Origin of the sequence: Sphingobium sp. TB-6 (genome assembly GCF_012927365.1) — a bacterium.
GTDB lineage: Bacteria > Pseudomonadota > Alphaproteobacteria > Sphingomonadales > Sphingomonadaceae > Sphingobium.
This window is the reverse complement of the sequence record NZ_JABBGL010000017.1, coordinates 61,332-88,045: the sequence shown is the minus strand read 5'-3', so window position 1 is coordinate 88,045 and position 26,714 is coordinate 61,332. Positions and strand designations below refer to the sequence as shown.

The 26,714-nt window shown below is 61.8% G+C and carries 32 protein-coding genes and 2 pseudogenes; 4 read left to right on the top strand and 30 right to left on the bottom strand.

Annotated features, from left to right (window positions below):
• Positions 1 to 125: 125 nt before the first annotated feature.
• Positions 126 to 245, top strand: a pseudogene (locus HHL26_RS19055) (HU family DNA-binding protein); the annotation flags it as partial.
• 121 nt (positions 246 to 366) lie between these two features.
• Here the strand turns inward: HHL26_RS19055 and HHL26_RS19050 are convergent.
• The 4 genes from HHL26_RS19050 to HHL26_RS19035 form a co-directional block, all read right to left on the bottom strand.
• The gene (locus HHL26_RS19050; protein WP_061939495.1) at positions 367 to 699 is read right to left on the bottom strand and encodes a hypothetical protein; all 333 of its coding nucleotides are present in this window, start codon (positions 697 to 699) and stop codon (positions 367 to 369) included.
• A gap of 277 nt (positions 700 to 976) precedes the next feature.
• Positions 977 to 4,009 (bottom strand): MobF family relaxase, encoded by a 3,033-nt coding sequence (gene mobF, locus HHL26_RS19045; RefSeq protein WP_061939498.1) that lies wholly within the window; start codon positions 4,007 to 4,009, stop codon positions 977 to 979.
• Between the two features lie 3 nt (positions 4,010 to 4,012).
• Positions 4,013 to 6,307: a type IV secretion system DNA-binding domain-containing protein gene (locus HHL26_RS19040; RefSeq protein ID WP_061939499.1), complete on the bottom strand. Its 2,295-nt coding sequence runs from the start codon at positions 6,305 to 6,307 to the stop codon at positions 4,013 to 4,015.
• On the bottom strand, positions 6,297 to 6,587 hold the full coding sequence (locus HHL26_RS19035) for a hypothetical protein (RefSeq protein WP_062733591.1): 291 nt from the start codon (positions 6,585 to 6,587) through the stop codon (positions 6,297 to 6,299). Before HHL26_RS19035 ends, HHL26_RS19040 begins: the two co-directional genes overlap by 11 nt.
• Before the next feature lie 864 nt (positions 6,588 to 7,451).
• Between HHL26_RS19035 and HHL26_RS19030 the strand changes: the two genes are divergently transcribed.
• Positions 7,452 to 7,688, top strand: coding sequence for a hypothetical protein (locus HHL26_RS19030; protein WP_327754317.1), 237 nt, complete (start codon positions 7,452 to 7,454; stop codon positions 7,686 to 7,688).
• Positions 7,689 to 7,800: 112 nt separating this feature from the next.
• Here the strand turns inward: HHL26_RS19030 and HHL26_RS19025 are convergent, their stop codons facing one another.
• The 6 genes from HHL26_RS19025 to HHL26_RS19000 form a co-directional block, all read right to left on the bottom strand.
• Positions 7,801 to 8,022, bottom strand: coding sequence for a hypothetical protein (locus tag HHL26_RS19025; RefSeq protein ID WP_061939503.1), 222 nt, complete (start codon positions 8,020 to 8,022; stop codon positions 7,801 to 7,803).
• Positions 8,023 to 8,387: 365 nt separating this feature from the next.
• On the bottom strand, positions 8,388 to 9,026 hold the full coding sequence (locus HHL26_RS19020) for a hypothetical protein (RefSeq protein ID WP_061939541.1): 639 nt from the start codon (positions 9,024 to 9,026) through the stop codon (positions 8,388 to 8,390).
• A 576-nt stretch (positions 9,027 to 9,602) separates the two neighbouring features.
• On the bottom strand, positions 9,603 to 9,902 hold the full coding sequence (locus HHL26_RS19015) for a type II toxin-antitoxin system RelE/ParE family toxin (protein WP_061939505.1): 300 nt from the start codon (positions 9,900 to 9,902) through the stop codon (positions 9,603 to 9,605).
• Positions 9,899 to 10,159: a CopG family ribbon-helix-helix protein gene (locus HHL26_RS19010; RefSeq protein ID WP_061939507.1), complete on the bottom strand. Its 261-nt coding sequence runs from the start codon at positions 10,157 to 10,159 to the stop codon at positions 9,899 to 9,901. The genes HHL26_RS19015 and HHL26_RS19010 overlap by 4 nt, the downstream gene beginning before the upstream one ends.
• A gap of 61 nt (positions 10,160 to 10,220) precedes the next feature.
• Positions 10,221 to 10,799, bottom strand: a complete 579-nt coding sequence (locus tag HHL26_RS19005; RefSeq protein ID WP_061939509.1) for a hypothetical protein — start codon at positions 10,797 to 10,799, stop codon at positions 10,221 to 10,223.
• 212 nt (positions 10,800 to 11,011) lie between these two features.
• Positions 11,012 to 12,022, bottom strand: a complete 1,011-nt coding sequence (locus HHL26_RS19000; protein WP_061939511.1) for a DUF2493 domain-containing protein — start codon at positions 12,020 to 12,022, stop codon at positions 11,012 to 11,014.
• Between the two features lie 484 nt (positions 12,023 to 12,506).
• Here HHL26_RS19000 and HHL26_RS18995 point away from each other — a divergent pair, with 484 nt between their 5' ends.
• Complete coding sequence (locus tag HHL26_RS18995; RefSeq protein WP_061939513.1) at positions 12,507 to 13,043, top strand: hypothetical protein; 537 nt, start codon at positions 12,507 to 12,509, stop codon at positions 13,041 to 13,043.
• A 64-nt stretch (positions 13,044 to 13,107) separates the two neighbouring features.
• Here HHL26_RS18995 and HHL26_RS18990 read toward each other — a convergent pair whose 3' ends face one another.
• The 20 genes and pseudogenes from HHL26_RS18990 to HHL26_RS18895 form a co-directional block, all read right to left on the bottom strand.
• Positions 13,108 to 13,314: a hypothetical protein gene (locus HHL26_RS18990; protein WP_061939515.1), complete on the bottom strand. Its 207-nt coding sequence runs from the start codon at positions 13,312 to 13,314 to the stop codon at positions 13,108 to 13,110.
• Between the two features lie 73 nt (positions 13,315 to 13,387).
• Positions 13,388 to 13,717 (bottom strand): hypothetical protein, encoded by a 330-nt coding sequence (locus HHL26_RS18985; protein WP_061939517.1) that lies wholly within the window; start codon positions 13,715 to 13,717, stop codon positions 13,388 to 13,390.
• The gene (locus HHL26_RS18980; protein WP_061939519.1) at positions 13,718 to 14,098 is read right to left on the bottom strand and encodes a single-stranded DNA-binding protein; all 381 of its coding nucleotides are present in this window, start codon (positions 14,096 to 14,098) and stop codon (positions 13,718 to 13,720) included.
• Positions 14,099 to 14,650: 552 nt separating this feature from the next.
• Entirely contained in the window at positions 14,651 to 15,064 is a 414-nt protein-coding gene (locus tag HHL26_RS18975) for a type II toxin-antitoxin system VapC family toxin (protein WP_061939521.1), read from the bottom strand.
• Positions 15,061 to 15,327, bottom strand: coding sequence for an AbrB/MazE/SpoVT family DNA-binding domain-containing protein (locus tag HHL26_RS18970; RefSeq protein WP_061939523.1), 267 nt, complete (start codon positions 15,325 to 15,327; stop codon positions 15,061 to 15,063). The genes HHL26_RS18975 and HHL26_RS18970 overlap by 4 nt, the downstream gene beginning before the upstream one ends.
• A 153-nt stretch (positions 15,328 to 15,480) precedes the next feature.
• Positions 15,481 to 15,675, bottom strand: a complete 195-nt coding sequence (locus HHL26_RS18965) for a hypothetical protein (RefSeq protein WP_061939526.1) — start codon at positions 15,673 to 15,675, stop codon at positions 15,481 to 15,483.
• 46 nt (positions 15,676 to 15,721) lie between these two features.
• Positions 15,722 to 16,030: a hypothetical protein gene (locus tag HHL26_RS18960; RefSeq protein WP_061939528.1), complete on the bottom strand. Its 309-nt coding sequence runs from the start codon at positions 16,028 to 16,030 to the stop codon at positions 15,722 to 15,724.
• A 32-nt stretch (positions 16,031 to 16,062) separates the two neighbouring features.
• A pseudogene (locus HHL26_RS24335) lies at positions 16,063 to 16,275 on the bottom strand (hypothetical protein); the annotation flags it as partial.
• Between the two features lie 101 nt (positions 16,276 to 16,376).
• Positions 16,377 to 16,850 (bottom strand): DUF736 domain-containing protein, encoded by a 474-nt coding sequence (locus HHL26_RS18950; protein WP_062733593.1) that lies wholly within the window; start codon positions 16,848 to 16,850, stop codon positions 16,377 to 16,379.
• A gap of 147 nt (positions 16,851 to 16,997) precedes the next feature.
• The gene (locus HHL26_RS18945; protein WP_061939530.1) at positions 16,998 to 17,324 is read right to left on the bottom strand and encodes a hypothetical protein; all 327 of its coding nucleotides are present in this window, start codon (positions 17,322 to 17,324) and stop codon (positions 16,998 to 17,000) included.
• Entirely contained in the window at positions 17,321 to 17,506 is a 186-nt protein-coding gene (locus tag HHL26_RS18940; protein ID WP_062017400.1) for a hypothetical protein, read from the bottom strand. The genes HHL26_RS18945 and HHL26_RS18940 overlap by 4 nt, the downstream gene beginning before the upstream one ends.
• The gene (locus HHL26_RS18935) at positions 17,499 to 19,184 is read right to left on the bottom strand and encodes an ATP-binding protein (RefSeq protein WP_061939532.1); all 1,686 of its coding nucleotides are present in this window, start codon (positions 19,182 to 19,184) and stop codon (positions 17,499 to 17,501) included. Before HHL26_RS18935 ends, HHL26_RS18940 begins: the two co-directional genes overlap by 8 nt.
• A 56-nt stretch (positions 19,185 to 19,240) precedes the next feature.
• The gene (locus HHL26_RS18930; protein ID WP_061939533.1) at positions 19,241 to 19,672 is read right to left on the bottom strand and encodes an antirestriction protein; all 432 of its coding nucleotides are present in this window, start codon (positions 19,670 to 19,672) and stop codon (positions 19,241 to 19,243) included.
• Between the two features lie 127 nt (positions 19,673 to 19,799).
• Positions 19,800 to 20,051, bottom strand: coding sequence for a hypothetical protein (locus tag HHL26_RS18925; protein WP_061939535.1), 252 nt, complete (start codon positions 20,049 to 20,051; stop codon positions 19,800 to 19,802).
• Positions 20,052 to 20,924, bottom strand: coding sequence for a hypothetical protein (locus HHL26_RS18920; protein ID WP_139111422.1), 873 nt, complete (start codon positions 20,922 to 20,924; stop codon positions 20,052 to 20,054). It lies immediately after the preceding gene.
• 107 nt (positions 20,925 to 21,031) lie between these two features.
• The gene (locus HHL26_RS18915) at positions 21,032 to 22,036 is read right to left on the bottom strand and encodes a tyrosine-type recombinase/integrase (protein ID WP_048578765.1); all 1,005 of its coding nucleotides are present in this window, start codon (positions 22,034 to 22,036) and stop codon (positions 21,032 to 21,034) included.
• Positions 22,033 to 23,391 (bottom strand): tyrosine-type recombinase/integrase, encoded by a 1,359-nt coding sequence (locus HHL26_RS18910; RefSeq protein ID WP_048578766.1) that lies wholly within the window; start codon positions 23,389 to 23,391, stop codon positions 22,033 to 22,035. The genes HHL26_RS18915 and HHL26_RS18910 overlap by 4 nt, the downstream gene beginning before the upstream one ends.
• Positions 23,388 to 24,620 carry a site-specific integrase gene (locus tag HHL26_RS18905; protein WP_048578767.1) on the bottom strand — a complete coding sequence of 411 codons (1,233 nt, stop codon included), beginning with the start codon at positions 24,618 to 24,620 and terminating at the stop codon, positions 23,388 to 23,390. Before HHL26_RS18905 ends, HHL26_RS18910 begins: the two co-directional genes overlap by 4 nt.
• 66 nt (positions 24,621 to 24,686) lie before the next feature.
• A complete protein-coding gene (locus tag HHL26_RS18900; RefSeq protein WP_169576416.1) occupies positions 24,687 to 24,995 on the bottom strand; it encodes a hypothetical protein in 309 nt (102 codons plus the stop codon).
• A gap of 230 nt (positions 24,996 to 25,225) precedes the next feature.
• A complete protein-coding gene (locus HHL26_RS18895) occupies positions 25,226 to 25,864 on the bottom strand; it encodes a hypothetical protein (RefSeq protein WP_061934272.1) in 639 nt (212 codons plus the stop codon).
• Between the two features lie 176 nt (positions 25,865 to 26,040).
• Between HHL26_RS18895 and HHL26_RS18890 the strand changes: the two genes are divergently transcribed.
• Entirely contained in the window at positions 26,041 to 26,712 is a 672-nt protein-coding gene (locus HHL26_RS18890) for a hypothetical protein (protein WP_061934270.1), read from the top strand.
• Positions 26,713 to 26,714: the final 2 nt, after the last annotated feature.

The following is a 26,714-nucleotide window of genomic DNA, read 5'->3' as shown; positions in this document are numbered from 1 at the left end:
CTTGATCGAGGGGACTGGTGGCTCTGGTCACACAGGGCTTCGTGGAGGCTTGAGCTGCATGCAGGGAAACTTGCACGTGCAGTTCTAAGGGGGGAGCGGTCCGGTAACGGGTCGCTCCTACCCGACAGGACAGCCCGGCCCGCGAAGGCCGCAATCCTTCGACCGGTGCGACGATCCAGATCGCTGCGTCGAAGAAGCTGACCTTCACGCCTGGCAAGGCGCTCAAGGACCAAGTGAACGGGTAAGCCGTGAAGGGCCGCCGAACGACGGTTCAACGGCCCTTCCCATCACAAAATTGCATGTCACTTTTTCAACGCAGGTAAAGTGACACATGGGTCACTCAAGGCCAGACGTCGATCGCACTGATCAGAAGAAGTGCCACTCCAGCATCATGGCATCGACCAGAGCCCAGTCGATCTCCCCAAGCTCGAATTTCGTTCGATCAAAAATCCCGCCCGGATCGCCCGGCACGGAAATGTGACCCGGGGCATTAAGGTAGCGATTGACGAACTCCAGCTCGGTTTTCACCACTGCCTTGCGCCCTTCCAGGCACATATCCACCACGTAGCGTAACGCCGGCTCTTCGGCTCTGTCGATGACGCTCCTCAATTCCGGTGCATCGAGCTCGTCAGCGATGACGCGCGCATATTGGTTCGCGCCATGCTCAAGAATGAGGATGCGCTCGAGCGTCTCCTCCATGGTTTCGGGCCGATCATGCTCTGCGCCGATGAGCTGGGCGACTTCCGACCTGTTCTTTCGCGCATACCCGGCGGCAGTTGATCATCGAGCGCCGGCACCTTGTCTTCCACGAGCGCCACCGTACCCAAAGGCTGCGCGCATTGCGGGAGGCTGGATGTCTCATCGACGTGCCACCCTTGCCCAGCTTTTGCGCAGCGAGCGGGGAGGTCGCGAGGGAAAGGACAGCGAGCGCGGGAAATGCATATTTCATGACGATGCTCCTTCGTGAGAATCAAGGTCACAAATCTAGGCCCAGGCCGCGCTCGGGCAGCGGCGGCAGGAGGTCGGCGCGATCCTGGCCTTGTGCTGGCGGACCATGCCCGTCTCTGGGGTCGACTGGCTTGCCGCAATTGTCCGGCAGCGGCGGAAGATCGGCGGGGAAGTCCGCGGGATGGGAACCAGCGCCCGTGGTCACCCCTTCAACCGGACCAGGGTCGAACTTGGCAGGGCCTCGCGCCTGGGGTCCGTCAATTGCAAGCCGCCCCAGGGTCTCCAGCGCGGAGGTCTTGTTTCCCGGATTATGGTCGAGCTGGCGCGCCAGCTTTTCCTTGTCGTCGACGATCATGGTCAGTTCGTCACGCACGCGCGTGACCCCCACATTGAACAGGCGCTGGTTCGAGAGGTTGCGCTCATGGCTCGCCATGACCGTGATCGCCTTGTCGGTCGTGATCCCCTGGGCCATGTGCATGTTGAGGCTATAGGCAAGGTCAAGGCGCGAGAGCATCGGATCGCCCACCGCCAGGGTCAGCTGTTTGTCCTGCCCGAGATTGACGGTAACGCCGGTGGCGTCGACGCGGACAACGCGCGCGATGGCGGCGTTCCACAGTTCTCGCGGCTTGTCCTTCGCCGTCCAGCGGATCGTGTCGCCTTCTCGGAGATGCAGGCCCTTCTTTTCGGAAAGTTGCAACCGGTCGCGCTGCTCGGTGGGGGACAGCCGGGCGGGATCGAACCGGATCTTGCGGCGGCCATCGGTGAGATCGACCCGGCCATTGGCATGAACCTTGAGGACATCATAGCGTCCGGCCTTGAGCCCGACATCGTTCGCGCCGCCCCGCCCAACCTCCAGCACCTGTCCGGCACGGTAATTGGCGGCATAGCGCAATTCTTCGCGAGTCATGTTGACGCGCTCGAAGATGGTAAGGTGGATGCCCTCGCCCTTGAGGGTGCCCTCTGCGGAAAGGCCCGCCTGGATGCACTCATTGATCGCCTGCCGGGTTTCGCGTCCCGAGGCGAACACTGCCGTCGCGGCGCGCTCCTGTGGCGACAAAGACAGCCAGCGATCGGCGGCTTCGTCCGCTGGGGCAGCGCTCTCAACCACCTTGTCGCCCAGCACTTTCATGGCCTGGCTGGCCTTGCCGAGATTGGCCAGCGCCGCGACGGCGCGCAGTTCGTCGGTGCGCTGGCGGATATTCTGGTCCATGCGCGCCATCGTGCCGCCGCCTGCCTGGATCATGGCGAAGGCCTTGCCGGCATCGATCGAAGAGAGTTGCTGGCGATCACCGACCAGAACCAACTGCTCGATCCCCAGCGCCGCGACAATCTGGTGTAGGCTCAGCATGTCGCGGGACGACACCATCGAGGTCTCGTCCACCACCAGCATGGCGCCCTCCATACGCTCGCGGGCCACCTCATAGGCAGGACCCTCGCGCCGCGCCACGAAGCGTTCATGGGCGAGAACAAAGGAGGCGATCGTCTGTGCCTCGATGCCTGCGCCTTCCTTCATGTCGGCGACCATCTTGTTCTGAACGGCGAGGCCGAGAATCTTGCGCCCCTCCCCTTCCGCAACCCGTGCGACCGCCGAGAGCATCGTTGATTTGCCGGCGCCCGCGACGCCCTGGATCGAGATCGTCCGATCGGAGGAACTGACGATCAGCGTGGCGGAGCCCAGCTGACCAGGGTTGAGCGGATGACTGCTTGCCTGCTGCAGGCGCTGCGGCGCCTCGGCAGGATCGAGCATGGGCGCTGCCTGCCCCTTGCTCGCCTCCACCAGGGCCAGGATATTCTCTTCGGTCGCGAGCGCCTCCCTCGTGGTTAACATAGGGGCGGCGCGCTCCACCCCGCGGAGCAACAGTCCCTTGTCGACGAGCTGCCCGATCCGCCGTTCGACATGCTCGATGGTCACGCCCTTCAACCCGAGGTCGAGCGCGGTCTTGGCAAGCTTATGCTGTTCGAACGCGGCTTCCCGCTCGCCATGGATCCGCACCGCCGAGGCGACCGCCAGCTGCGCGCGGCCCGCCGCGGGGCTTTGCACGATGCGGGCGATCCGGCGATCGACCAGCGGATCATCATGGGACAACACGGCGCCCACCGCATGCCATGCTCCGGCAACCGCGTCGCGGATGGCGCGATAGCCGGTTTCCAGACGCCCGGCTGCTTCGTGGCCCGCGCTCCGCAGGATCGCTGCCTCCCGCAATTCCTGCCCGGTAAAGCCAAGGCCTTCACCCTTGTCCTTCCAGCCCTGAAGCAGGGCCGCGCGATCCTCGACGTTGAGCTTGGGATCACGGGTGCGCGTGGTAATTTCGCGCAGCGCCTCGGGAGATTTAAGGCCCAGTTCCGTCGCCTTCTCCAATATGTCCTGCCGCCGCTGGCTGTACGCGTCGATCACCGGTTGCGGGACACCGGTAATCTCGAAGGTGCCGTGCTTTCCCTTCAGGTCGACGCCATAGCCGAGCTTCTCGATCTCGCCGCGCAGATAGGCATGATAGATGGCGCCGATCACGCTGTTGTTGCTCCAGATCCTGTCGGCATGGAGCGCCTGCCATTTGCCATCCAGCATCTTGGTGAGGTTCGCGATGACGGCGTGGATATGCCCCTGCGGATCAAGCGCCCGGCTGGTATCATGCTCGAACAGGGCATAGACGAGATTGCCGGTCGGGATCGGAACCTTGCGCCCCTCCTGGTCCTTGCGGCCTTCCGCCAAATTCTTCTCGACCCAGGCCATGGTCGCCTTCACCGCGGACATATTGGCGGCGAGAATGCGGCGGTCGCCCGCGACATAGGCCATGACCGAGGCGGACTTGGGCATGGAGAAGGTGAGGTCATAGCCGGCGCGTCGGTTCTCGACCTGCCCGACCTGTTCGCCCGAGGGCAATTCTCCCTTGAGGATTGCCTCGAACGCATCCTTGCCAACCTCGCCCGCCAGGCCCAGGTCGCGGGCGCCCTCCCCTTCCCAGAGGCTGAGTTCCGACGAGCCCTCGACGGTGTAATAATTGTCCTGCGCGAAATAGTTGGCGGCGCCCGATGCGGAGCGGACAGAGGCGATCGACAGCATGGATCATATCCCCCAATCCGCGCTGTCGCCAAGATCCTTGCCGCCCGAAAAATCCTGCCGCATCTCAATGAGCGACTGATCCTCCGCCGGCGCGCGCGGGGATGGCTGACTGCTCCCCTGCCCTGCCCGTCCGACGGGCTGACCCGTTGCCGGATCGGCGCGGTCTGCGAGCGCCCGGTCCGCCGCATGACGAGGGGCCACTCTGCTAGGTTCGGGCTGGTCGCGATCGGCAGCCCGCCGGGCTGCTTCATGCTCTTCATTTCTCTCTCCGAACAGGATGCGGGCGGCCATCTCCTTGGCAAGATTGACTTCGGGATCGGGCACCTCCTCGACAATCTGCGCCGCGCCATCCCGGCCGCCTGCCTCACCCCCCTCTTCCGCGAACAGGGCGTCGGTTCGCTTCGAGCGAACCGGGTTCACATGGGCACAGCGGACGAACCCTTGCGCCACCTGCGGATAGTCCTTCCACTGGAGGAGAATCCGGGCCGCGGGAAATCCGTCGGGGAATTTCACAAAGCCGTGCATGGACGGCAGGTTGGTGATGTCGTCGGCGATGACGAGCGGCTCGACCTGCTTGCGCGGTGTCAGGGTGGAGGCATCGCGCGTCTGGTTGTAGCCGTAGCTATAGGCCTCATCCATCTGCCGTACTTCTCGATTGCCGATATAGCGCGCGCACTGCTCGGCCGTGTCGAGATCCGCCGTGGCGAGGATCAACTTGGTGCGCGCCAGAGATGCCAGATTACGGGCGCCCTGCTCGCCATACACTTCGACCAATTTCTCGAAACTGTGGATGCCGAGGATCATTGCTCCGCCAAAGGCGCGGGCGGTCTGAAGCCCGTTTTCGATCGCGGGCAACCGGTGCAGCGCGCCCAGCTCATCGAACATGAACCAAGTGCGTAAATTGCGCGTGCGTGGCATGGTCATGAGCGTGTTGATGGCAAGGTCCATCCACAGCGTCAGCAGCGCCTTGTTCATCGGCAGATCGACATAGTTGGAGGTGATGAACAGGATCGAGCCCGGACGCTTTTCCTGGGTCATCCATTGCCGGATCGAGAAGGCTTCCCCCTCTTCCGGCAAGAAGCGCAACACCTGCGCATTGGTGTTGAAAACCGCGCGGATGGACTCCGCCATGCGAGCCGCCTCCGGCGCGGTGAGAGGATCGGCGATGGTGTTGGTGAGGAAGCGATGGACGCGTTTCAGATCAGCGGTCATCAGATTTTCGGCCAGGGCCAGATTGGTGGCCTGGCCGCGCTCGATGAGGCGCACGCACATCTCAATGAAGAGGGTCCGTGCCGCCAGTGCCCAGAAGGGTTCGGAGGAGCCGCCGTCGGACGGGATCAGCGCGGCGGCGGCGGCGGTAAATTCGCTATGGGTGGCGCAGTCGTTGAAGATCGACCAGGCCGGGCATCGCGCATCCATGGGGTTGAGGATCGTGTCCCGCTCAGGTTCATAGAAGGCCTCGACATAGGCGCCGGTCAGGTCGAAAATCACTGCGCTGTCGGCGCGCGCCCGCATCTGCGAGACGAGGCTGCGCAGCTCCGTGGTCTTGCCCGATCCAGTGGTGCCGATCAGCATGGTGTGCGACTGTTCCATCCGGTGCGGATAGGGAACACCGGCGAGACTATAGGGGTGGTGGATGCCCCTGCCCTTCCGCTCGGCAAAGGGAAGTCGCAATACTTGGCCCGGCGACAGACCCCGGCACAGCGCTGCGACGTCCTCCTCATATTTCGTCAGATTATGCTGATTGATCTCGCCACGCAGCAGGTCGACATCGACCAGCATGGCACCGCGTTCATGCCGCTCCTGAAGGATCGATTTCCCGCGTCGGCGCGACAGGTCGACGAACCAGATCGAGAGCGGCGCGACGATAAACAGCGAGATGAAAAAGGAGCCGAGCAGACCCCGCATGGCGATCGCCCAAGCGGTCTTCACCGCCGGTATGGCCGGCACCATCGGCATGATCGTGCGTAGCATCTCGCCATTGGGCAGGGTGACATTGACCCGCTTCGTGGGATCGAGACCAACCCAGTTCCAGAGCGCTGAATAAAGCTTCATGCAGATGAGCTGGAAGCCATGCTCATCGAGCCGGATCGACATGATGGCGAACCAGGCCGCGACGAACACGAAGAACCAGATGATGAAGGGCAGTCTGACCCCGGAAAACCACATCAGCATCTCGTGGGTGAGAAGCTGGCTGCCGCGAGTGAAATTGCCTGAATTGCGCTGCACCCGGCCGCGTGCCGAATGATGGGTGAGCGGGATGTTCTGGCCGTTCGACCTTATGTCCTTATGCGCCATGATATTGCTCCAGGCGCTTGTCGGTTTCCGCGATCATCCGCTCCCGCAATTCGGGATATTGTTCCAGGATGATGACGTCCAGGGCGAGGTTCTGAAACTCGGCCAACCGGGCCAGACGACGACGGCTGGAACCATGGTCATGGGCGCCGGCGAGATAGGCGTCGATGGCCCAGCGCACCACCTGCGAGGGCGACACATTCTGCTTGCGCGCGACATCCTCGATGAGCGTCAAATGGCGCGGATCGATGCGAACCGAAAGTCTTGGGGATGTGCCTGTCACGTCCAGCCTCCATTATGGTGGCTGGTGGGGATTAAAAAGGCAGGGCAAGGCATAGCGGATTTGCTTGCCTGAGGCAAGTCATTGAGCAATTTGCAGAAAATGCCGTCCGCAAATGTCTGACGCTCAAACCACTGAAATGCGTGGTTTTCTACGGCTTTCAAAACTGTCAGACACTGTCCGACCCATTATTTTGAGATTTATAGTTTATTTTCAATGACTTCTTGCACCAGCCGGTGCGTTCGGTGTGCTTAAATCCTTGGGCTTGAATCTGGTGCCTTGGGACGCTTTGATCGGTGATGTCATGGGAGGGTCAGCCGTTCCGGCGGGGGACTGGACCGCCCATCGGGCGGCCAGAAATGCGGCGTGGAGAAGGCGATCTTCGAGCCCTGGGGGCGGGCCTGAAACTGGCCTGCAAGTGGGCGGAGCAGGACCAATGTTCGGAAAATCCCACGCGGCCCTGGCCGCGTCGAGCCGGCAGGGGATCGTGACCCGAACGGGCGGCGACGGGGCATCGCCCCGGCGCCGTGAGCTCGGGGAGGCGACAGCCCTGCCAAGGGGTGTCTGCGGCCCGGCGAATAGAGCCCCGGTCGGCGGTGAGGAACGATCCGCCGAGCCGCCAAACTTGTCGCAGAGCGCCAAGGGCCGATGCCCATCCACGGTCCTGTTCATCATCATCCAGCCCCTCCGCCGCTGCCCCTGGCAGCGGCCCGGAGATGAGGGTTCGATGCCCTCATCTCCGGCATGACCTCACCCAGAAAGATGCCCCCCGATGACCGCTCATCCCGGGCCACGCAACCAAGGCCGGCATGGCTTCCTTTGCTCGTTCAGGTTGGATATAGAGAGGCTTGTCCGGAGCCCTATCTCATGGACAAGGAATACCCCATGGCAAAGACTGTGGAACAGGAACGCGCGGCGATTGAAGCCGAGCAAACAAGGCTCCAGGAGCGGTTGAAAGCGCTGGAGGAAAAAGAGCGGCAGATGGCGATCGCCGCCGTTGAAAAATCGGGATTGCTAAAGGCTGAGCCAAAGAAGCTGACGACCATTCTCAGCCGGATCAAGACGCTGGGCATCGATGAGGTTCAAAAGCGCCTGGCAGCGTGAAACCGATCGGCGCGGTCGCAGGCAGCACATGGACAGGCCGGGCTCGATGCCCGGTCTGTCCACATCTCGAAACATAAAATTGGGGGGAGAGCCATGAGGCCCTCCCCTGTCTTCAATATTCGTCTGTCATGGCGCTGGGCACTGTATGGACCACCCGGTCGATGATCGTCATCGGCAGGGCGTCATAATCCCCTTCGTCGATGGTGATGTAGGCGCCTTCTTCCTCTATAACGTGCTGGTCGAAGAAGCTGTGGAGCGCGCGGCGCTGCGCATTGGCAACAGCGGCGGTGAAGGCGGCGTGATCGGCAAGCGCATAGGTCGATGTGATCTGCATGGCGTCCTCCTGTCGTCTTGAATGACAGGGCATGGGCGTCGTGCGGGTCGGGGTCGGGTCAAGGACGCGGGGCACAGCCCCGCGCCGCGCAGCGGGGAGTGGGGGTGCCGATTTTGTCGGGGGTGGAGCGCAGCGAAGCGGAGCGTAGGCCGCGGCAAAATTGGGGGCACCGCTCATCCTTGCACGCGGCGCCGGCCCGCACGACATAATAGGAAGTCTGTGAGAGATTTTCCTTTCCTGTGGAAGCTCCGGCAAGGCGTAGCGCCGCGCGGTCCAAAGGGACCGTGCGACACGCGAGCGAGCAGGAAATAGGTCCGCGTTGAAGAAGGAATTGGACCGAGCGCGAAGCCCGGTCCCCGCTGCCGTCAGGGGTGACGTCCGCAGTGGCAATATTGTTCGTCGATGCCGGTGAGGGAGCATAGATCGGCACCAAAGTCGGCGTAACGCTCTTCTTCGTCCTCGACGTAACCGTGGTCATTCGCAATCACGACGGCATAGCGCTGGAGGTTCGGATCAAGCCGGTCGATGTAGCGCGCACATTGCTCACTGAACTGGCGGGCGTAGAGTTCAAAGGTAGCGCCTGCGGTGGCCCGCATCTCCGCCTCGGCGAGGCGCTCGGCGTCCGCTCGGAACTTCTCCAAAGCGATAAATTGCGGTGTGTCCTCGAAGCGCGAATCCGTGGACAGTAGGATGTGTTGGCGTTGTATGACCACGCGGTATGCCGGGCTGTCGACGGCGAGCGCTCGTAAGATTGTATAGCCGTTCGAGCGGGCGACCTGGTGTGCGATACGGCCGCTTAAGCGGTAGAGCCGGTCATATTCGGCCCTGAAGAAATCCCGTTCGATGCAAGTTCTGGCGACGCCGATTGAGCGTGCACAGGTCTGGGATAGGGCGAGATATTTTTCGAGGAGACGAATAAGGCGGAAGCCGGTAGCTTGCGCCGGCCAGTAGCCCGGTTCGTGTGAAGCGACGATGCGAACGCTTTGGGATTTTGTATTGGTCATGTGAGCCTCCATTACGTAGGTGCTCCCCATCTCCATCGGATGAGGATGAAGGCATCTGGGACGCGGTGTTGAGGCGGTCAGGGACGACGAAGTCGCCGCGAAGCGGGCAGCGGGGGAGCCGATTTTGTTGCTGCAGAGCGCAGCGAGGCGGCGGCAAAATTGGGGGGACCGCTGATCCTTGACGGCCGATCGACACCCAGCGTCATGCTTTGGCGATGAAGTCTCGTCTGATGCCGAGATGTGAGAGCCTGCTGCTTTGCCCCCGAACACCCTGCGGGGTTCGGGGTTAACAGCAAAGCACCGCATAATGGAAGTCTGTGAGAGATCCTCTTTAGCTGTGGAAGCGCCGGCAAGGCGGTTCGGCGCGGGGTTCGCAGGGACCGTGCAACATGCGCGCGAGCCGGTCTGACGATGACGGTCGCATTAGCCACAACCCGGTATCTGCGCCCCCGCTAGTGCCTTCCGTAGCTATAGCGATAGCGGTGACAAATCACAGATCGACATGGTGATCTGCGTTCGCGCTCGAGCGGGGATTCATAGCCAACATGCGCGGCTGCTCGACTATGCTCGGTCGCCCTATTCTGGCCAGCGTTCGTCCTGCCAGTCGCGCGAGGCGTGAATGACATGAAGGATTGAGACCACGGTCTGATCATTGGTCAGGGCATAGGCGATAATATATCGATAGCCGGTCACGCTTTTCTCGTAGGTGCCGGCAACGCGGCCTGGATGACCGGTTGCGAAATCACCGAGCGCAGCGCCTGTTTCACGGATACGCCGCGCGACCTTGGCGGCAGCGTCGGGATCATCGGCGGCAATATGGGCGATCTGCCGCCGAAAGTCTTCCAGCGCGGCAAGCGACCATTGGACACGCCTCACTGCTTAGGCGACCGCATACCCTCGATCATGGCATCGAGCTGGTCCATGGCTTCGTCGTGCGGAATGGTTCGCCCGTTTTCGACGTCAGCCAGGCCGCGCTGAATGCCCTCGATGATCTGGAGTTCGCGTTCGACATAAGCGGTCAGGGCTTCTGCCGCCAGAAAGGACCGGCTCCGTCGCATTCCACTGGCAAGACGGTCAAGTTTTGCGCGGGTTTCTTCGCTTACGCGGATCGTCATCGTCGTGGTTGCAGTCATGCGGTTTTCTCCGTTGTACACAAGCTAGCACAAACGCATCACTTTGTCATCTCTTGGGCGATTATGCCCATTCCAGGCGCGCCGTTTCATCCATGTCGGCAAGGACAAGGAGGTGCGTCAGGCGTTCGGCATTGGCGGCGACACCCGTCTCCAGGCAGCGCCGACGCACCGCCGGATGGGCGAGCCGCTCCCTGATCGGTTCGATGCCAATTTCACCAACATCATCGGGCGAAAGGCCAAGGCTTGCGAGCAGCGCGTGGGCATCGGTGGAAGCCAGATCGAGTTCCAGCCCGGCGTCGGAGGTCAGGGACACGCGCACCCGAATGTCGCGCGAATGGAGGCCGGGATAGATGGTCACGCGGCGCTGCCGAAATTGGGCCTCTTCCATCACCGCGACCACATCGGGATCATGGTCGAACAGAGTGCAGATGGTGGCGAGCGCGATGGGGCAGATGCACGCATCGAACTGGTAGGAGAGGAAATTATGCTGCCCGTTTTCCGGGTCGAGCAGCACGGTTCCGAGACGATCGCCTTGCTCTCGAAGCAACTGTCGAAAGGCCGCGAGCTGCCGCGCGGAGATCGTGGCGTGCCGAAAGGCGCCGTCATCGGAATTGGTAGCGATGCGGAATCTGATGGACATCTTGTCCTCCCTTGTTGGTCCGCTTTGCCGCGCCCCCTTTTCTCTTTGCTCTGGGAAAGCCGTTCATGGTGCCCACCAGAAGCAAAACCGTCGGACGGGGTGCCGCCTCGAAGCGGCGTCGAAGGGGTTCGATGCCCCTGAGCGCCGCATGATCAAGCAAGGAGAGGGACAAGAGGCCCCGGCCTTGGCCGGAGCCTCTCGGAACCGAGGCGTCAGCGCCCCTGGCGAACCCGAGCGGCCATGCGCTGCGGCGTCGGGCGGACGGTCTGATGGGCGAGCTTCACGACATGCAAAGGGACACCTGCCTGCCGCAGCTTCTGTGCGAGGTTCATCTGGATGCCGCTGCCTTCGCAGACCACGGCTTCAACCGGCTTGAGGGCCAACAGGCGATCGTTGCGCACGAACGCGGCCTTGGCGCCCAACCTTCGATCCAGTCGGAACATGATGACCTTCACGCCTCGCGCTGCCGCCCATGCCTGAGCGATGGCGTCGCAGCCTTTCGCCTGCGCGGTTGTTGCGAGCACCATCTCCGGAATTCGGGCTTTGATAGAGTCCAGACCCTTCCAGAGCAGGTCATGATCTTCCCACTGCTGGCCGCCCGAGAAGGCGACGATGGGGCCTTCGGGACTGAACTGCTCGCGGCGTTCCCGGCCACGCGCTGCAAGGAAGTCGCGGGCTTCGATCATCGATGCGGTGACGCCCTTCGAAACCCGGCTGCCACGCGTCGGCGCGTAGGGGCGTCCGGTCTCCACACGGTAGACCTCTGCCGCATGGTCGCGCATGCATTCCATGGCGTCGCGGCACCCTTGAAGGGTCTGGCAGAGCATCTGCGCTTCTTCGATCTGGGAAGCGTAGATTTCGCTGGGATCGAAGCTGCGCGCGAGGTCGCCGAGTTCCTTGGCGGCATCGTCTTCGCGGTCGTTGATGCGCTTCGCCACGACATGGAAGCTGTTGACGAAGCCCCAGGCGAGGTCGCCCGCGAAGGGTTCGAGACGGGTATCGCGGAACACGTCGAACAACGTCGCCATCACCATCTCGACTGCCGCGCGGGCTTGGTCAGGATCTGGCATTTCGAGCTGCTCGCTCTCGTCGACCGGCGAGAGCTTCGCGCGCTCGTCATGCTCGAGAAAGGCGTCGGCGTAGAGCGAACTGCGTTCGTCCGTACCCGTTTCGGTGGCGATGTGGCTGGCGAGATCGGCGAAGTTCGAGAAACTGTTGGTCATTTGAGCCTCCAAGGATTGGATGTCTCATCCGTTCGATGAGGCTTGCCTCAGGGCATGCGGTGGTCAGGGAGGTCAGGCACGGCGACCGGCTTGCCGTCGCCGCCGCCACGCGGGGAGCGGGGGAGCCGATTTTCTGACGGAGCCGCGCCAGCGGCATCGGGCTGAAAATTGGGGGGACCGCTCATGCTTGACGGACCGCCAACCCCGCATGCCACACTAGGCAGACACAAGAGAGGAATAGGGGTGTATAACCTCACCCTGCGTCACCATCCCGCAAGGGGATCGTGACCCGGATGGGCGGAGACGCGCTCGCGCGGCTCCGTGAGGTTAGCCGGGGTCGGCCACAGGCCGGCGGCGGCTTAGCGAATAGAGCCCCGGTCCCGTCCGGCGCGCTGCGCGGGGCGGGATGCGCCGAACGCGCAGACGGCTATTTCTGCGTCGGAACATCGTTGGAACTTTTCAGCGTCGATCATAGACTGAGGTGATGCAGGGGGAATCGAAAGCCTATCCAGGCGAAGTCGCGACACCGAACGATATCAGGCAGCTCGCCGACGAGTATCGCGGCGTGGCACATGATCTGATGGGCCGAGGCAAGCGCGGCAATCCTTCGAGCTGGGCGCCCGCGCGGATGACGGCAATCCAGGCAATCGAGCTTTACCTCAACGCGTTGCTGCTGGCGCGCGGCGTGAAGCCAGCCGAGATCAGAGGCTACCAGCATGACCTGCGCAAGCGCACAGCGAACCCCGCGGTATCCGCCCTGCGGCTGCGCCAACGCACGCTCGACCATCTCGGCAAACTAAGCGAAGGCCGAGAATATCTCTCGATCCGCTATGGCCCCGAACTGAGCGGCGACTTGTCCCAGCTCAATCGCCTGATGGCGACGCTCGACGAGGTCGCCATCAAGGTCGCAGGCGCGCTCGACAAGGCGAACGCTGCGCCGGCAACGGCCGCTCCACCGGCGAGGCCGGGACCGTCAACGGTCCCGGCCCGCGGGGCGGCGCCTGTCGTCACATCGGCCTGATCCAGTCGATGGCTTCGCGTCCCGATGCTGTCGCTGGCGGGGTCAGGCGCGTGGCTAAACGCTGCTATGCTTCCCGCGCGGCCGCGGCGCGTTCCGCCCGTTCATAGGCGCGCTTGAGATTGTAAGGATGATTGCCGGCGCGAACGCTCAGTTTGTGTTCGCCTATGGTGAGGTCAAGGCCAATGCCGAGGCGATTGCACAGCTTGGCGGCTTCGTCACAGACGTTTTCGATAACGACCGGACCTTCGACGTGGGCGGACAGGATGATCATGGCATGATCCTCAACACGGGCAATGCAGGAACGGCGAGCCCAGGGGTGGACTCGCCGGGAGGCGTGTGACGGGTCAGTGGACCGACCCGTCGTAGGAGAGGAGGAGATCGGGGCAGACGAGCTGATGTTCGGCGGCCACCAGCGACCAGGCGGCGGCGAGCTCGTCATGATATTCACAATCAACGATCGCATCGGCGCTGGCTTCGCCGAACTGGGCTTCCTCGAACGACCGGATATGGGCGGCGTCCGCAGCCTCGGTGATCGCGCCGGCGAGATGCGCGGCGATTTCATGACGGTTGAGCTGGTCGGCAGCCCGGCGGATGCGGGCGACCAGATGGGGGTTGAGGATTTCGATCCGGTGGGCGACCCCGGCGATCTCTTCAAAGCTGGCAAGCTGAAACATCTATCGTCTCCGTGAAGATGAGGGGGCGGCCCGAGGGCCGCCCGTCCGGGGCCAGAAGAACTCGATTTCCTCAGCGACGATGTCGGTGTTGTAGAAGGTACGGCCGTCCCGCTCGTTGCGGCTGTAGCGGATTTCGCCGACGACCATGAGCTTGTCGCCCTTCTTCTTGTGGTTGGCGACCGACTTGCCTAGGCCGTTGAACGCTTTGACGGTGTGGAATTCGTCGTAGGTTTCGGTGTAGCCGTTGTCGCCTTTTTGGACCTGGCCGTCCTTGATGACGGGCTTGCTGGTGACGAGGGAGAAGCTTACGCCGCCCTTGCTGTCGGTGCCGAAGCGGCTGATGTCCGAGGTGATCCGGCCTGAGAGAAAAACCTTGTTCATGATGCTGTCCTTCCTTTGCGCCAGCGGGCCGATCCCGCTGGGATGAAAAGACGACGAAGCCCGGGCATGAGGGGCTGGCGCACCGAAGCGTCAGCGCAGGGGAACCTGCGATCTTCCGGGTGGTGCGGGCAGAGGCCGTCAGGCCTCAACACGGCCGGAAGATCGCGGGTTGCGCCGGCCCCGCACGGGCGTAGTGTTCATCCCTTCAAGCGGGTGGCCGGATGGCCCATCGGGACAGGACTGACGGGAACGAGAGGTATGAGGAAGACGGCCGGATTTTGGACGGCCGCGACCAGGCGCCGATGCGGTTAGTCGCTGCCTCTTCGTTGCACAACCCGCGCAAGGCGCGCGTGGCAAGGCGGGAACAGGCTGGCCGGGTGCCGCGATGTTCTACCAAGGCGGGCGGTCTCCGGTATTGCAGCAAGGCGCGCGGAAGGCGCACGCGGCGTGACCGTCGGCCGCGAAAGCCCTCGCGGCCTCGGTGGTCCAAAATGAGCAGTGCAGATCACAGGCTGTAGACGCCCAGCACGGCGACGCATCGGCTCGCTGCGATCAATGTGGGTCTGTGATCCAGTTCTCCACTTTGAGCGCGCGTACGCGCGAGAACTCGCCCATGTTGGCTGTCACGAGCGTTGCGTCCAAAGCATAGGCGTGCGCGGCGATGAAGAGATCGTTGGGTCCAATGGGCTTCCCGGCAGCTTCGAGCTCAGCGCGAATTCCGCCATATTCTGTATCGGCCGGCACATCGAGGGCGAGAATTTGGACGCTGTCGAGAATGGCGTCGATTTGCGCGAGCAGCCTCGGCGACCCCTTTTTGGCGCAACCGTAGCGCAGTTCCGCCGCGGTAACGATGCTGACGCAAATGGCATCCGGCCCAACCTCGGCAATGCGCTTTGCGACACCGCCGTGAGGATTGCGAGCCAGTTCGGAGATGATATTGGTGTCGAGCATATAGAGGCTGCTCACAGGTCGATCGCCTTGGCCGGCAACAGCGTGTCGTCGATATCGGGGAATTGATCGTCAGGTCCCAGCGGTTCGAGACTGGCGAGAACCTCCAGGATATTCTTCCGGCGGATCGGCTCGATGATAAGGCGGGCGCCGTCGCGATAAATCATGACACTTGTCCCGGGGAGTTCGAAATCCGCAGGAATACGCACAGCCTGGCTCTTGTTGTTGCGAAACAGCTTTGCCTCACGTGCGGGCGTGGGATCGGAACGTCGGGGATCCATGAAGCCTCCTTTGCATATACATCAACATATACATAAATGATAAGCCGTTCAAGGCCGACGCTGACCATCGGCGCAGTCGGGGCGCCGACATTCTGAGTCCAACCTGGGCGAGGTAGGGAAGACAATCGGTCCGCGCGCCAAGCGCGGGGGGCGTTAGATCGTCTTGCGGCGCCGGGTCCGGCCGACATGGTCGGCTGATGCCTCGATATCGATGGCGAGCTGGGTCAAGGTGCGATGGGCGCCGAGGCGCTGCAGCCCGTCCATACGCGGGTCGCGATGGAGGTTGGCGATGCGTAAGCGGATGAGCGATGCAGCCACCCGCAATGTGTGGGGATCAAGCTCGGCCATGAGTCGCGTAATAGCAGAAATGCTGCTCTACCGGGAGCCAGGCGTGCTAATCGCCGTCAAATTGCCGCCAGCGCTGGACGAGCTCGACCATGTCGGTTTTTCGCCCGAAGGCATCTGGATAGATCGCGCCTTCGTGTTGGCCGAGAAAGCCGATGATCGTCGTCATATGGGTCGCGATCGTGGCATCGACACCAAAAAGGTCGGCGATGGGAAAATGTCCACAATCATCGCCGTTCCACCAGGCCAGGAGGAAATTGGCGACCCGGCGGGACTGCCCGGTGTCACACCGGGCAATCTCGATCAACCGATCAAGGGCCGCGGTCGCGGCTCGTTTGCCAAAGGGACCTTCTTCCATCGACCTTACACTCCATCATATTGCCAGGAGGATCATGCCTTAGCCGTCCTTTGCAAGGAAGAATCGAGGCCGGGCGAGCGGGCGGGATTGCCGCGAAGGATCCAGGGCAGCGGCTGTATGAGCCGGACCCAATCGGCGAACGAGGGAATGCGGCCCAGATCTTCAACCACATGTTGTTCGCCGATAAGGCGCACCGGCACCTCGGGCTGGTCACTGTTCGTGATGGTGACCCCGAATACCGTCTCGGCCTTTATATGCCCTCCCCTCGTCGGCCGGGGGCCGCGCGGAAACGAGAAAAGGCCCCCGCCCCTATGCGGAGCGAGGGCCCTATTGAGGGTGCGAAGGATCAGCCCGCGAAAGCGTGTTCGCTCGACGACTGGCCGAGGCCGGCCTCGGTGCGTTCGCGCGCCGCCTCGCCCACGCTGGCTTCGGCGCCTTCACCGGGCAGTGGCGGCAGGCTGTCGTCCGCCTTGGCCGCCATTTCGGCCGCGAGATCGCGGCGGCGGGTCGGGCGGGACCAGACGATGTTGTAGCTGCCGTCGTCTTGGCGGAACGCTGAGATGTAGAGCGGCGCGGCCAGGCTCGGATCCTCGATCTTGCCGTTGAGGAAGGCCTCGCCGGTGCCGTTCGAGAAGAGTTCGAAGAGCGCGCCGACCTGCACCCATGCCCGTGAGGCGGAAAGCGCCAGCACTTCGTACTTGGGCGCCTTGGGATTGGAGGAGTGGAGCTCACGCAGTGCAATGGTCATGGCGATCGTGAGCGTCGCGATCTTGCCGACGTGGATGCCGGCGTCATTCTGCTTGATGGAACCGATGTTCATGGGGATTCTCCTGGATGATGGCTCGAACTCCCGTGTCCGAGACACCTTCCTCCCTCCCCCTCCTCTCCTCGGCCGTTCGGCCGAGCAGGCGCGTTAGCGCCCCAATCCGAGGTCCGCACTTCGCGGCCTCGGGGTCGAGGTTCCCGGTCAGTGGAGCGAGCCGAATAAACCGCGCTTGGCCTCAGCCTGGTACGCACCGTCTTTTACGCCGATGCTTGCGCGCATGTCGGCTTCGAGTTCGGCCGCGAGACCATTGGGTATCTCCGTGTAGGGGGCAATAATGGCGATCGCGGCCTCGGGCGTCGACAATTCTCCCGGTTCCGTGCCGAGCCAGATCGTTGCCTCACCCTCGTCCGGCTCGTTCTCGGTCGGAGTGAAGACTTGGGCGAAGAAGGTTTGGAGCGGTCGGTCCCATCCGACGACGACGCGACACGCGCCGCTGCCGGCCTTGGGCTTGAGGTCGTATCGGCTCATGATGGACTCCTGCGTAGGCGTTGATCGATATGGCGCACCGCACCGTCGGGGCTTTTGCGGACGGCTGCTGCGGCGCGCGGGAGCCCCGCCTCGACGAGCAGCTTACGTGCGAGCCGCAGATACATGGTTCCGGCGAGGACAGCGTCCCGGTCGGCAGGCGTCGCGGATTTGATGTCAGGCATTGGCGTCCCCAGCCACTGTCCGCTTGTTCTCTTGTGCAGGCTCGAGGCCGATATTGATCGTGTCGCGGGCAAGCACAATCGCAAAACGCCGGCCCTCCGGCACAAACCATTGCGCGCGATAGGCGAGAATGGCGTGGAGGCGCTCGATCAGCGCCGCGTCGTCGCCCAGGAGCAACCGGGTCGCCATCTCCTGGGCATCAAGCAGGAACCGGCTGTGCTGGGTGTCCCAGCTGTCGGCATCACGATCGTCGCTTGGGCTGAAGCAGGCCCCTTCAAGAAGGTCGACAAGTTCGGCCGGTGTAAGGGCATCGCGTGACGCGAGCAGAATGCGGGCTTCCTCAAAGCTCCAGTGCGTACGTTCGTCATATTCGATGGCGACCGGCGCGGGGATCCGGATCTGGTCCGCCTCTTCACCGCTAAACTCGAGCACCAGAGTGAGGCGATTGACGGTGCCACTGTCGAGGCCGGGAAATTCACCGGGATCAAGTATTGCCGTCGCGCCGTCCCGCTCTATCTCGAACCGCAACACCGCGATGTGCGGCAAGCAATTGTACCAGCTATAGCCCGCCATCGTGTCGTCGGGCTCTGCCAGTCGACCCTCGTAGCCGCCGTGCTTGCCGAGTGCAAAAGCCGCGCATTGCTCGAAGGCCGGTTCGAAACTGTCGACAATGATGTGGTCTTCACTTGCAATGCGCTCGCCGCTGGCTGCGGAACAATTGTGAGGGTCGGCGGTCGCGGGCGACCAGGGTCGAAGTAGCGGCTCGGCCTCGGGAAGCGCGATGCCGAGTGCTGCGGCCTCGCGCCATTGTTCGTGGGCTAGGCGATGGGTGCCGAGCGATTGAATATGGCGATAGATGACGCAACGAACCCTGTCGCGCAGCGCGTCAAGCGCGGCGTTCTCGACCATCTCCTTGCGCGCCGGCAGAACAAGCTGAAGGTCAGGCGCATCGACGATATCGACACGGGCCCACCAGTTGCGCCGCTTTTCGCCGACCGATGGCAAAGCGGTCGCGACGATGACTCCATGGAAATTGACGCAGGGACTGAACCGCGTCGCGCGCAGGTCGTTGAACAGGCCAATGCGCACGCCGGCCTCCTCGACCACAACCTCGGCGCCGGCAAGCCAGTCCTCCTGATGGAGCGAAATGCCGCGAAGGCGCACCGGCAATGGACAATAGAGTGCAGCTGACTTCGCTGCCGCGTCGAGCGATTCCTTCCAACGCATATCGAGCTGAAACCGGATCGTGGTGCCGCGCGATCGGTTGAGCGAAGCAACGGCGACCGGAGAGCGGGCTTCCCACGCGTCGGCGGCGACACGCACTATCCAGCCCGCCCCTTCGTCATTCGCGCAGGACTGGACCTCGACATCGCGGCCCGCGAGGCTGAACACGCCCATGCCGGCCGGATCCTCACGCTTTGCAATGTCGTCGTTCCAGCCCGAGCGGCCCAGCGCGAGTATTACGGCGGGATCAGCTATGCCGGCACCATCGTCATTCACCGAAAGCCAGACATCGTCGCCGATGGTATGAACCTCGAGGTCGACAACTGTGGCACCCGCGCGGCGGGCGTTCTGCAAAAGCTCGGCGAGCACATCGCCGAGCGTGTTGTTGAACAGACGCGTGACCTTGGCGATCGCCGCAGGGTCGATCTCGCTGCGGATGATAGCGGGAAGGGACATGGGAACTCCTCGGAGCGGATTTGCTCCCGGCCCCTGTTCCCACTCCCCTTTTCGCCTTAGTCGATCGCGCTGAAGATCTCCGCCGCCTCGGGATGGTCGAGCGCATGATCGCGCAGCCGGTGGAAGGCCTGTGCAATGTGGTCGTCGTCATCGTCGAATTCGAACGAGAGATAGGAGAAGGTGAAAAGCGTTGCGATGATCCCGGCTGCGTCTGCAGAGACCTCGCCATCATAGCCGTTGCTGCCGCATCGGATCCGGAACCGATCCCGACCGTTCGGAGCGAGATAGAGCGGTTGGTGACCGACCTCGAAGAACTGCCAATATCCGCCGCTATAATCGGGCGAAAGCGACTGCATGAAAGTGTAGAGCAGCGTTTCGCCCTTGAAGAAATGACGTCGGCCAAACAGCGTCGGGATGAAGTTGATGCGCCTCTCGTCGGGCACGAGGCTGGCAGCGCGGAAGGCGGCATTCGGGGCGATATCGGACATGAGGGTTCTCCAGAGGAAAGGTTCAGCGCCGAGCACCTTTCCCGGCCTCGAAACCGCCTGTCCCGTTCCCCCTCCTCTTGAATCGGATGCCCGACGGACTGGCGCCCTCTCCTTTGCCGATTACCGCTCAGTGAGACTCCGAGGATTTGAGGACGGCAATCACGGCTTTGACATTGTCGATGGCCACTTCGAGCCGCCGGACGGCCTCGTCACGGCTGTCACAATCTTCTGGGGAAGAGAGTTCGATCATCAGGAACGCGAACAGCGTGTCGCCGCAGGCGCCAGCCTCATCGAGATTTTCGACATGCGCAAAATCGCCGCCGTCATAGGTTTGCGCGCAGATGCGCTGGAATTGGTTCAGCATCGCATGGATTTCCATTCATAGGAGTGAGGGCTGGATGCAGGGCAGCCGGGTCGAGGCGGCAAATGACCGCAGCAACGCAGCCATTTCGGCGCGAAGCCGGGCTCGATTGCTGATCACGGCCTCGGGATCGAGCGGTTGACCCTGGACATCGAAATAGCCGGTCGCCGGACGACCACCATCGACCTCGATGACGATGCGGTGTCCTCGCGGCTGGGCAGGCCCAGCATAGCGCGCCGTAAATTCACCCAGCCGGCCGGTAAGCCCGCTGATAGCCTTGCCCCACCGGATATGCCCTGCGCCCGCGACCTGTCCCACCTCAAGGCCTCGGGCGATCCAGGTCCGCAATTGCGCGCGCTGGAGAAGCCTGGTGTGGCGCAAGCGTTCCATGGTTCGACACAGAGGCAGCGCGCCGGCATGGGCGTCGGCAACGGCCAGGTCGTGATCCTGCGCGGCGATCAGGATGTCCTCAAATTCACGGCCTCGGAGGAGGTCTCCAAGCGACCCAGCTTGCGCCGCATCGTTCGCATTGCGGAATCCCCGCGTCGGACAGATCATGATGATGGTCGCTTGATGCGCGCCTGGCGCCCGGCGGATCGTGTCGACCAGACCCTCCTCGGCCTCGCGGGCGCTCATCAGCACAAGCCGCTTTGACCAGGGCGTCGGCCGGGCCGCATCGGAAGGCTGTGGCCAGGTCGAGGGTAGTGGCCGGGATGCATGACCCTTCCTGGCCGGCGCTTCACTGCCATTATGGTGAACGGCAAGATTGGCGCGCCGCGCAGTATCGAACAGATCGTCGATATTGCCGCCGCCTTCGCGGAAGCCCTTATGATAGGCCGAAACGAACCGTGGATCAGGACAACCAACCAACGGTTTGACGGGACCGCGCACATCCCAACCGGCCTGCGCTGCATATTATCGCGAGGTTGTAATAATGCGAAGGAGCGCGGGACATAAGTGCAAAACCGCCATATTTTGCCACGCTCCTTCGCATTAATTTACAGGGTGTCCAGCCACTCCATCAAACTGGCCTCTCGTTTCCACGAAGGAGTAGCGGTGCCTGTTACTGGAACGCCAACCCGCTCCAGCGCCTTGCGCTTCGTTTCCAAATCGGCCTGGGCGTAGTGGTTAGTCGTGTCGAGGCTGACGTGGCCAAGCCAACTGCGGATGACAGTGATATCGACCCCGGCAGCAACAAGATGAACTGCCGTCGCGTGCCGAAAACTGTGCGGGGTTATATGCTTCGATCGCAGGGTCGGTACGGTTTTCGCTGCTTCCTTCACATAGGCGGCGAGCTTGAACCGCACCCCTGAGGCGCCCAAGGGCTCGCCATAGCGGTTGACGAAGATACGTTCATGGGGCGCTCGAGGCTGCCTTGCCAGCAGCGTTTCGAGCAGCATGACCGTTTCCGGCCAAAGCGGGCAGATGCGTTCCTTCTGGCCCTTCCCATAGAGCCGCACGAAATTAGGGGCGTCCAACCGGATTGCGTCTGGGCATAGGTCCAGCGCCTCCTGGATACGCGCTCCCGTGTTATAAAGAAACGAAAGCAGCACATGGTCGCGAAGCCCCGCGAGAGTTGACCGGTCAGGCTGTGCAAGAATGGCCTCGACCTCGTTAGGTTCGAGGTAGAACGGGGCAGAGGTGGGTTCCCGTTTCACCGGCACCGCAAGAACTTCCGCACAATGAACAATCAACTCGGGGTCCTTGCCCGATACGAAGCTGAAAAAGCTACGGATTGCGGAGAGCCGGCAATTGCGTGTGCCGATCGTGCCTTTGCGTTCATTCTCGGCATGATTGAGAAACGCCCGCACCTCGCTGGCTGAAATATCAGCCAAGGTCAGCCGCGCGACCACGCTCTTCTTTCGTTCTGCAACGAATCGGAGCAACAGCCTCCAGGTATCCCGATAAGACCGGATCGTGTGGATCGATGCGTTGCGTTGCTCAGCCAGCCACTCCTGGAAGAACGCTCGCAACAACGTCGGAAAGGGATCGCCCTTTTTCATGACGCCACCTCCAGGTTAAGGCATCGGATGCCAATGGCGCGGAAGCGCTCGTTCGCTTCGTGCAGGAGATCGCGCGTGACGGTTATGTAGACCAGCGTGGAATTGATGTCGCGGTGGCCCATATAGGTGGAAAGGAAGCGCAGCCTTTCCTGAGGATTTACGCCGGTTCTGTACCATTCGAGAATCCGGTTCACGACCATTGAGTGCCGAAGATCATGAACGCGTGGCCCCGCCCTCCCAGAAAGAGGTTTAAGCCCGGCTTGGCGCATGACTTCGGTGATCATTTTGGAGACCATATACGAGCTGTGGCGGCCACTCGGATGATCATGCCAGAACAGCGCAGACTGCGGATCTTGCGAGGCGCCGGCGCCTCGTCTCGCGTCGACAAAAGCGCCCAGCTCGCTCAAGGCGCTGTCGGACAAAGGTAGAATTCTGGTCTTGTAGAACTTCGTGTCCCGGATCGTGATCGTCCCGGAATTGAAGTCCACGTCGCCGAGATTCAGCCTGGCAATCTCCCCGCGGCGCAATCCAGCACAATAGGCCAGAATTATCATGTGCCGCGCACATAGCGGACGGTAGGAAAACGTCCGCGTCGAGTAGGAGCGTGACACGTCGAGCATCAACCGTACGTCACCAGGGCTGAGAATATGAGGTTTCCGATAAATCCGCGCGACCTGTTGCCCAACTCGCGGATCGCACGGTCTTGGGAGCATCTTTGCATCGATGCGATATCGGGCCTTGGTGAGCATCCGCTCCGCTTTTTGGCATTGTGCAGCGTGATGCGGTGTGCGCTTGGCGGCCGCCCATGCGGCTACCATCTTCTCAATACTCTCTCCCGCCAAATGCGGACTAGCCTGAAGAAAGCGATCAAATCTGAGCAGAAGGTCCGCCTCTGTCGTGTATTTGTAACCACGATTGCGCATCAGCGTCACATGGTTCTGCATAAAATCGCCCAAGAAGCTCCCGAAGGGAGCCGGCCGACGAAGCGCCACGAGGGCATCATCCGGATTTGGAGACGCAATAGCCCGCCACACTGGTCTATTGCCCCTTGCACCATGTTTTAACCGAAGGTCAGCAATGGGATTTTTGTCAATCAGGCCACGTTTAAGCAGATAATCGATGAAGTCGTCGACGATATGTATTTCCTGTACCTGGGACGACTTCGGCCAAAAGTTTACCTTACGCTCCCTCATCCATTCGGAGAGCATCTCGCGGCTTAACGCCTGATGCCTTTGAGATACTCGCTCAAAGCTGCGGATAACGGACCGATAAGCTCTGAAGCGCTTCTCCGTCAATTTGCGCGTCTTCAGAAATTCCTCGGCCACTGTATCGTCGGTATCCAGCCACGCGCTCATGACCGCACCCCCGATCCCGGTACTTCAAGCGCCACCCCCCTGAGATCCTCAGTCGCAAGCTTGAGGTAGGTATTTGAGGATTCGACCGACCGATGCCCAAGCAGATCCCCAATGATCTTTTGCGGAACCGAAGCGCGAAGCAACTCGGTCGCGCGCGCGTGCCGAAAGACATGCGGCCCTCGCCTGCCGGGCAGATGGACGCCTGCCGCCGCCAATCGCCTCGACGCCACGTTGTAAACAGTCGTCATCGGGGTGTAGGGCGCCAACGCCAGAACAAATATATTGCGTGATTCTACTTGCGGGCGTCCATGCCGCAGATATTCGATTAAAGCCTCTCCGACCGCATCGGATAGTGGGAGAATAGAAAATGTTCCTGTTTTCCGGTGGCTAACGCGCAATGTCGCCGCTCGCCAATCCAAGTCATCTATTGAGATTCTAACAATTTCACGATCCCTGAGCCCATATGTGGCCAGGATTTGGAGTATGGCATAATCGCGCAAACCCCGGGGCGACTTGTCCTTCGCAGTTTCTTCCAGGACGGCCCTGATCTGGGTGCTATCGATTATCGAAGGTACGCCCTCATAGGCATAGATGCTCGGCCCGATGACAAGGGGAGCAAGATCGGTCAAAACAAGCCTTGCTTGATACAGGTATCGGAGCAACGAGCGGAGCCGCGCCGCAATTCCTGAAATCGATTTACGGCTCATATTGGAGCTACGCATGTCCATATATGCGTCTATGTCACTTACACTCAACGATAAGACGCTATTATCCGACCCCCGGTCCAATTGCCATTTAAGGAAGGTTCTTGCTTCCCACATATTTCCTCGAACGGTTTGATCGGTAAATCCTCGTTCGTCTTCCATCCATCTTCTGTAGCCATTAGCTAAATCACCGTGCAGCTTGGCGGACTCCTCCGCAACTTCTGACTGCGGCGGCCATTGCCCCTGTGCAAGGCTGAGGATTTTACAAATCGCTGTTCGGGGAAGCCTATCCCATCGTGGCGAAGGATACCGACCATATTTGGCTTCGAAGCACTCAGTCGCATACCGAATATACTGATCGACATGTGACGGGGTCACAACCTCAATCGGCAGATCAATCTCCGAAAGATAAATCAGAAATTCGGACGCGTAGAGAACATTGTTCTGGGCAGCCACTGGATTGTAGCGCTTCTCGGTCAAAGATCTGGACAGGTCAGCGATCAGCTCATCATGGATATTCAGCACGTTTGTCTCCTCGGTCGTTTCAGACACCGGAGACGTTCGCAACAAAAATAATGCGCAGCAACGCGGTTAGAAAACGGCGTAATTCTCGTGCATAGCTGACTTCCTTCGCATTATTCCAACCTCGCGATAATACGCCTTATGCGCAGCTGGGCATAAAGCATACCAGCCATTGGCAAATTCCACGGCCTCGTTCCAGTCATAGCCATGATCCGTGCGGCCGATCAGAATAGCCTGATCAAGTCGCGTGCCGCCACCCCGTGCCACCTTCGCTTGCGTGAAGGCGAAATTGCGGGCCTGCCGTTCGCATTCGGTTTGACGCGCAATCGCGTTCGTAACTGGCCGCATGGCGACCACCCGTTCGCGCGTCCGGGTCATGCGCAAATCCAGAGGGGCGTCGTTCGGGAGGTCGGGATAGGCACGCCAAGCGGCAGCGATCATTTCCGCATGCTCGGCGGTTCGGCCTCGGCTGATCCAACAGGCGGGATCGGATGCGATGAAGCTTTTGGTGTCCATGGGTGGCGTTCCTGATTGTCGCATGCGCCAGCAGGCTGGTCGCGGCAGCCCCATCATCCGTAGGATGGGAAGGCGTTGGCGGACCGGCGCCGTCAAACGGCGAGACGCGGCTTGGCGCAGCAGGGCAGCTTGAGGTCGCGGCAAACCCGGTCAGCCAATCGGTCCGGGGTGAGCAGCTCCTGAACCGAAGCCCAGTGGTTGCGTTCTCCTATGTGATCGTCGCGGCCCCGCACGCGACGAAAGCAGATTTCATGGCCAGGGCCAAAAGGAGAGATCGACAATTGCATCCACAGATTTTGGCCATGCAGGGTGATGTCGCCCGATACCGCCGGCCCCGCCGGGTTGGAACGAATGCTGTAGGCCCCCGGTGCAAGCCCCAACGCATCGGCAAAGCGAAGCAGAGCGCGGCGCCCTTCGGCGTGAAAGGTGCGTTTGGCCGGCGCGTCATACGCGACGCCGCGCTGACAAAGGACGGGCAATGTCGGGCTGCCGCGAATGGCGGCGATCTCCGTCATGCACGCCTGCCGCATCTCGGCCTCGGAGGCCTTGCTCGCGCACACGGTGCTGAAATGGCGGGCCAACAGAATGACGGCAGGATCGCACTCAATGTCTTTGCCCGCGTTGCGACAATCGGTGATCGCCGCTTCAAGCACGTGAAGTGTTGCGGCGATGGTCGTGCATCCGCTCGGATCAAGGGCCTGGGCGTGGCGAAAGGCAACATCGTAGCTCATGATGGGGTCTCCGGCTTCAAGCGCAGGGCGCGCTCCTTCCACCTCGATCCCCCTCCTCTTTGCCGATCTGGGCCAGCAGCCGTTTTTCTGCGGTTCATACCCCATCGGCAGTATGGCTTGCGCGGGCGATCGACATTAGCATCGCCGCGTCGCGCCGGGGGGCCAATGCCGTGGTTATGAATTTGATCGATTTGATACAGGCTGGGACGATCGACGTGCGATTGCCCAGCGTATCCCCCTTGGCCTCCGACGATGATCGCTCCGCCGCGCTCAATTCAACCGGCGTGCTGACGGTGATCGGCGGGGCGTTTCAGGTCGATCGCTTGGCCGCAGCGCTGATCGCCACCACCGGCAAATGCACATCGCTGGAAGGGCAGGTCACGCAACAGGTCGAAACGCGCCATGTGCTGGCGCAACCCTGGAACTACAATCGCATGGTCAGCGCCATCACGGCGCGGCGCGAGGAAAGGCCCGCGGGTCCCATCGAGGTGATGCGCGTCAGCGGCGCACGACTGCCAACACTCTATATCGTCCTTGCCGGTGAACATGAGGTGTTTGCGGCGCGACAGGCCGGCGATGAGCAAATCCCGGTTCAGATCCTGGGTGACTATCAGTGCGACTTCCAGAATCACTTCATTCAGTCGGGCCATCTCATGGACTTTTCGTCCGGAGAGCTCACCCCTGTCTCGCCTGAGGAACCATGGTCCGGCGCAGCCGAGTGGGAGGATGCGAAGCTCGCTCCTGACGTCATGCAGATCATCCAGGCGTTGGGCGTGCGCGTGATCGCCTCGGATCGTTCAGACCAGGATAAACGGGAGCGCGCGAACGGACATGATAATGACGGCTGACA

Coding starts and splice junctions, on each gene's coding strand:
- HHL26_RS18995 (WP_061939513.1), top strand. CDS start 12,507: ATGCAGGGGGAATCGAAAGCCTATCCAGGCGAAGTCGCGACACCGAAC.
- HHL26_RS18915 (WP_048578765.1), bottom strand. CDS start 22,036: ATGAAAAAGGGCGATCCCTTTCCGACGTTGTTGCGAGCGTTCTTCCAG.
- HHL26_RS19000 (WP_061939511.1), bottom strand. CDS start 12,022: ATGACCAACAGTTTCTCGAACTTCGCCGATCTCGCCAGCCACATCGCC.
- HHL26_RS19030 (WP_327754317.1), top strand. CDS start 7,452: ATGGACAAGGAATACCCCATGGCAAAGACTGTGGAACAGGAACGCGCG.
- HHL26_RS18985 (WP_061939517.1), bottom strand. CDS start 13,717: ATGTTTCAGCTTGCCAGCTTTGAAGAGATCGCCGGGGTCGCCCACCGG.
- HHL26_RS19050 (WP_061939495.1), bottom strand. CDS start 699: ATGGAGGAGACGCTCGAGCGCATCCTCATTCTTGAGCATGGCGCGAAC.
- HHL26_RS18935 (WP_061939532.1), bottom strand. CDS start 19,184: ATGTCCCTTCCCGCTATCATCCGCAGCGAGATCGACCCTGCGGCGATC.
- HHL26_RS18910 (WP_048578766.1), bottom strand. CDS start 23,391: ATGAGCGCGTGGCTGGATACCGACGATACAGTGGCCGAGGAATTTCTG.
- HHL26_RS19005 (WP_061939509.1), bottom strand. CDS start 10,799: ATGTCCATCAGATTCCGCATCGCTACCAATTCCGATGACGGCGCCTTT.
- HHL26_RS18940 (WP_062017400.1), bottom strand. CDS start 17,506: ATGCCTGACATCAAATCCGCGACGCCTGCCGACCGGGACGCTGTCCTC.
- HHL26_RS18960 (WP_061939528.1), bottom strand. CDS start 16,030: ATGGAAGAAGGTCCCTTTGGCAAACGAGCCGCGACCGCGGCCCTTGAT.
- HHL26_RS19020 (WP_061939541.1), bottom strand. CDS start 9,026: ATGACCAATACAAAATCCCAAAGCGTTCGCATCGTCGCTTCACACGAA.
- HHL26_RS18895 (WP_061934272.1), bottom strand. CDS start 25,864: ATGAGCTACGATGTTGCCTTTCGCCACGCCCAGGCCCTTGATCCGAGC.
- HHL26_RS19010 (WP_061939507.1), bottom strand. CDS start 10,159: ATGACTGCAACCACGACGATGACGATCCGCGTAAGCGAAGAAACCCGC.
- HHL26_RS18890 (WP_061934270.1), top strand. CDS start 26,041: ATGAATTTGATCGATTTGATACAGGCTGGGACGATCGACGTGCGATTG.
- mobF (WP_061939498.1), bottom strand. CDS start 4,009: ATGCTGTCGATCGCCTCTGTCCGCTCCGCATCGGGCGCCGCCAACTAT.
- HHL26_RS18925 (WP_061939535.1), bottom strand. CDS start 20,051: ATGGAAATCCATGCGATGCTGAACCAATTCCAGCGCATCTGCGCGCAA.
- HHL26_RS18965 (WP_061939526.1), bottom strand. CDS start 15,675: ATGGCCGAGCTTGATCCCCACACATTGCGGGTGGCTGCATCGCTCATC.
- HHL26_RS18950 (WP_062733593.1), bottom strand. CDS start 16,850: ATGAACATCGGTTCCATCAAGCAGAATGACGCCGGCATCCACGTCGGC.
- HHL26_RS18990 (WP_061939515.1), bottom strand. CDS start 13,314: ATGATCATCCTGTCCGCCCACGTCGAAGGTCCGGTCGTTATCGAAAAC.
- HHL26_RS18900 (WP_169576416.1), bottom strand. CDS start 24,995: ATGACCCGGACGCGCGAACGGGTGGTCGCCATGCGGCCAGTTACGAAC.
- HHL26_RS19025 (WP_061939503.1), bottom strand. CDS start 8,022: ATGCAGATCACATCGACCTATGCGCTTGCCGATCACGCCGCCTTCACC.
- HHL26_RS18930 (WP_061939533.1), bottom strand. CDS start 19,672: ATGTCCGATATCGCCCCGAATGCCGCCTTCCGCGCTGCCAGCCTCGTG.
- HHL26_RS18980 (WP_061939519.1), bottom strand. CDS start 14,098: ATGAACAAGGTTTTTCTCTCAGGCCGGATCACCTCGGACATCAGCCGC.
- HHL26_RS18945 (WP_061939530.1), bottom strand. CDS start 17,324: ATGAGCCGATACGACCTCAAGCCCAAGGCCGGCAGCGGCGCGTGTCGC.
- HHL26_RS18970 (WP_061939523.1), bottom strand. CDS start 15,327: ATGGATCCCCGACGTTCCGATCCCACGCCCGCACGTGAGGCAAAGCTG.
- HHL26_RS19040 (WP_061939499.1), bottom strand. CDS start 6,307: ATGGCGCATAAGGACATAAGGTCGAACGGCCAGAACATCCCGCTCACC.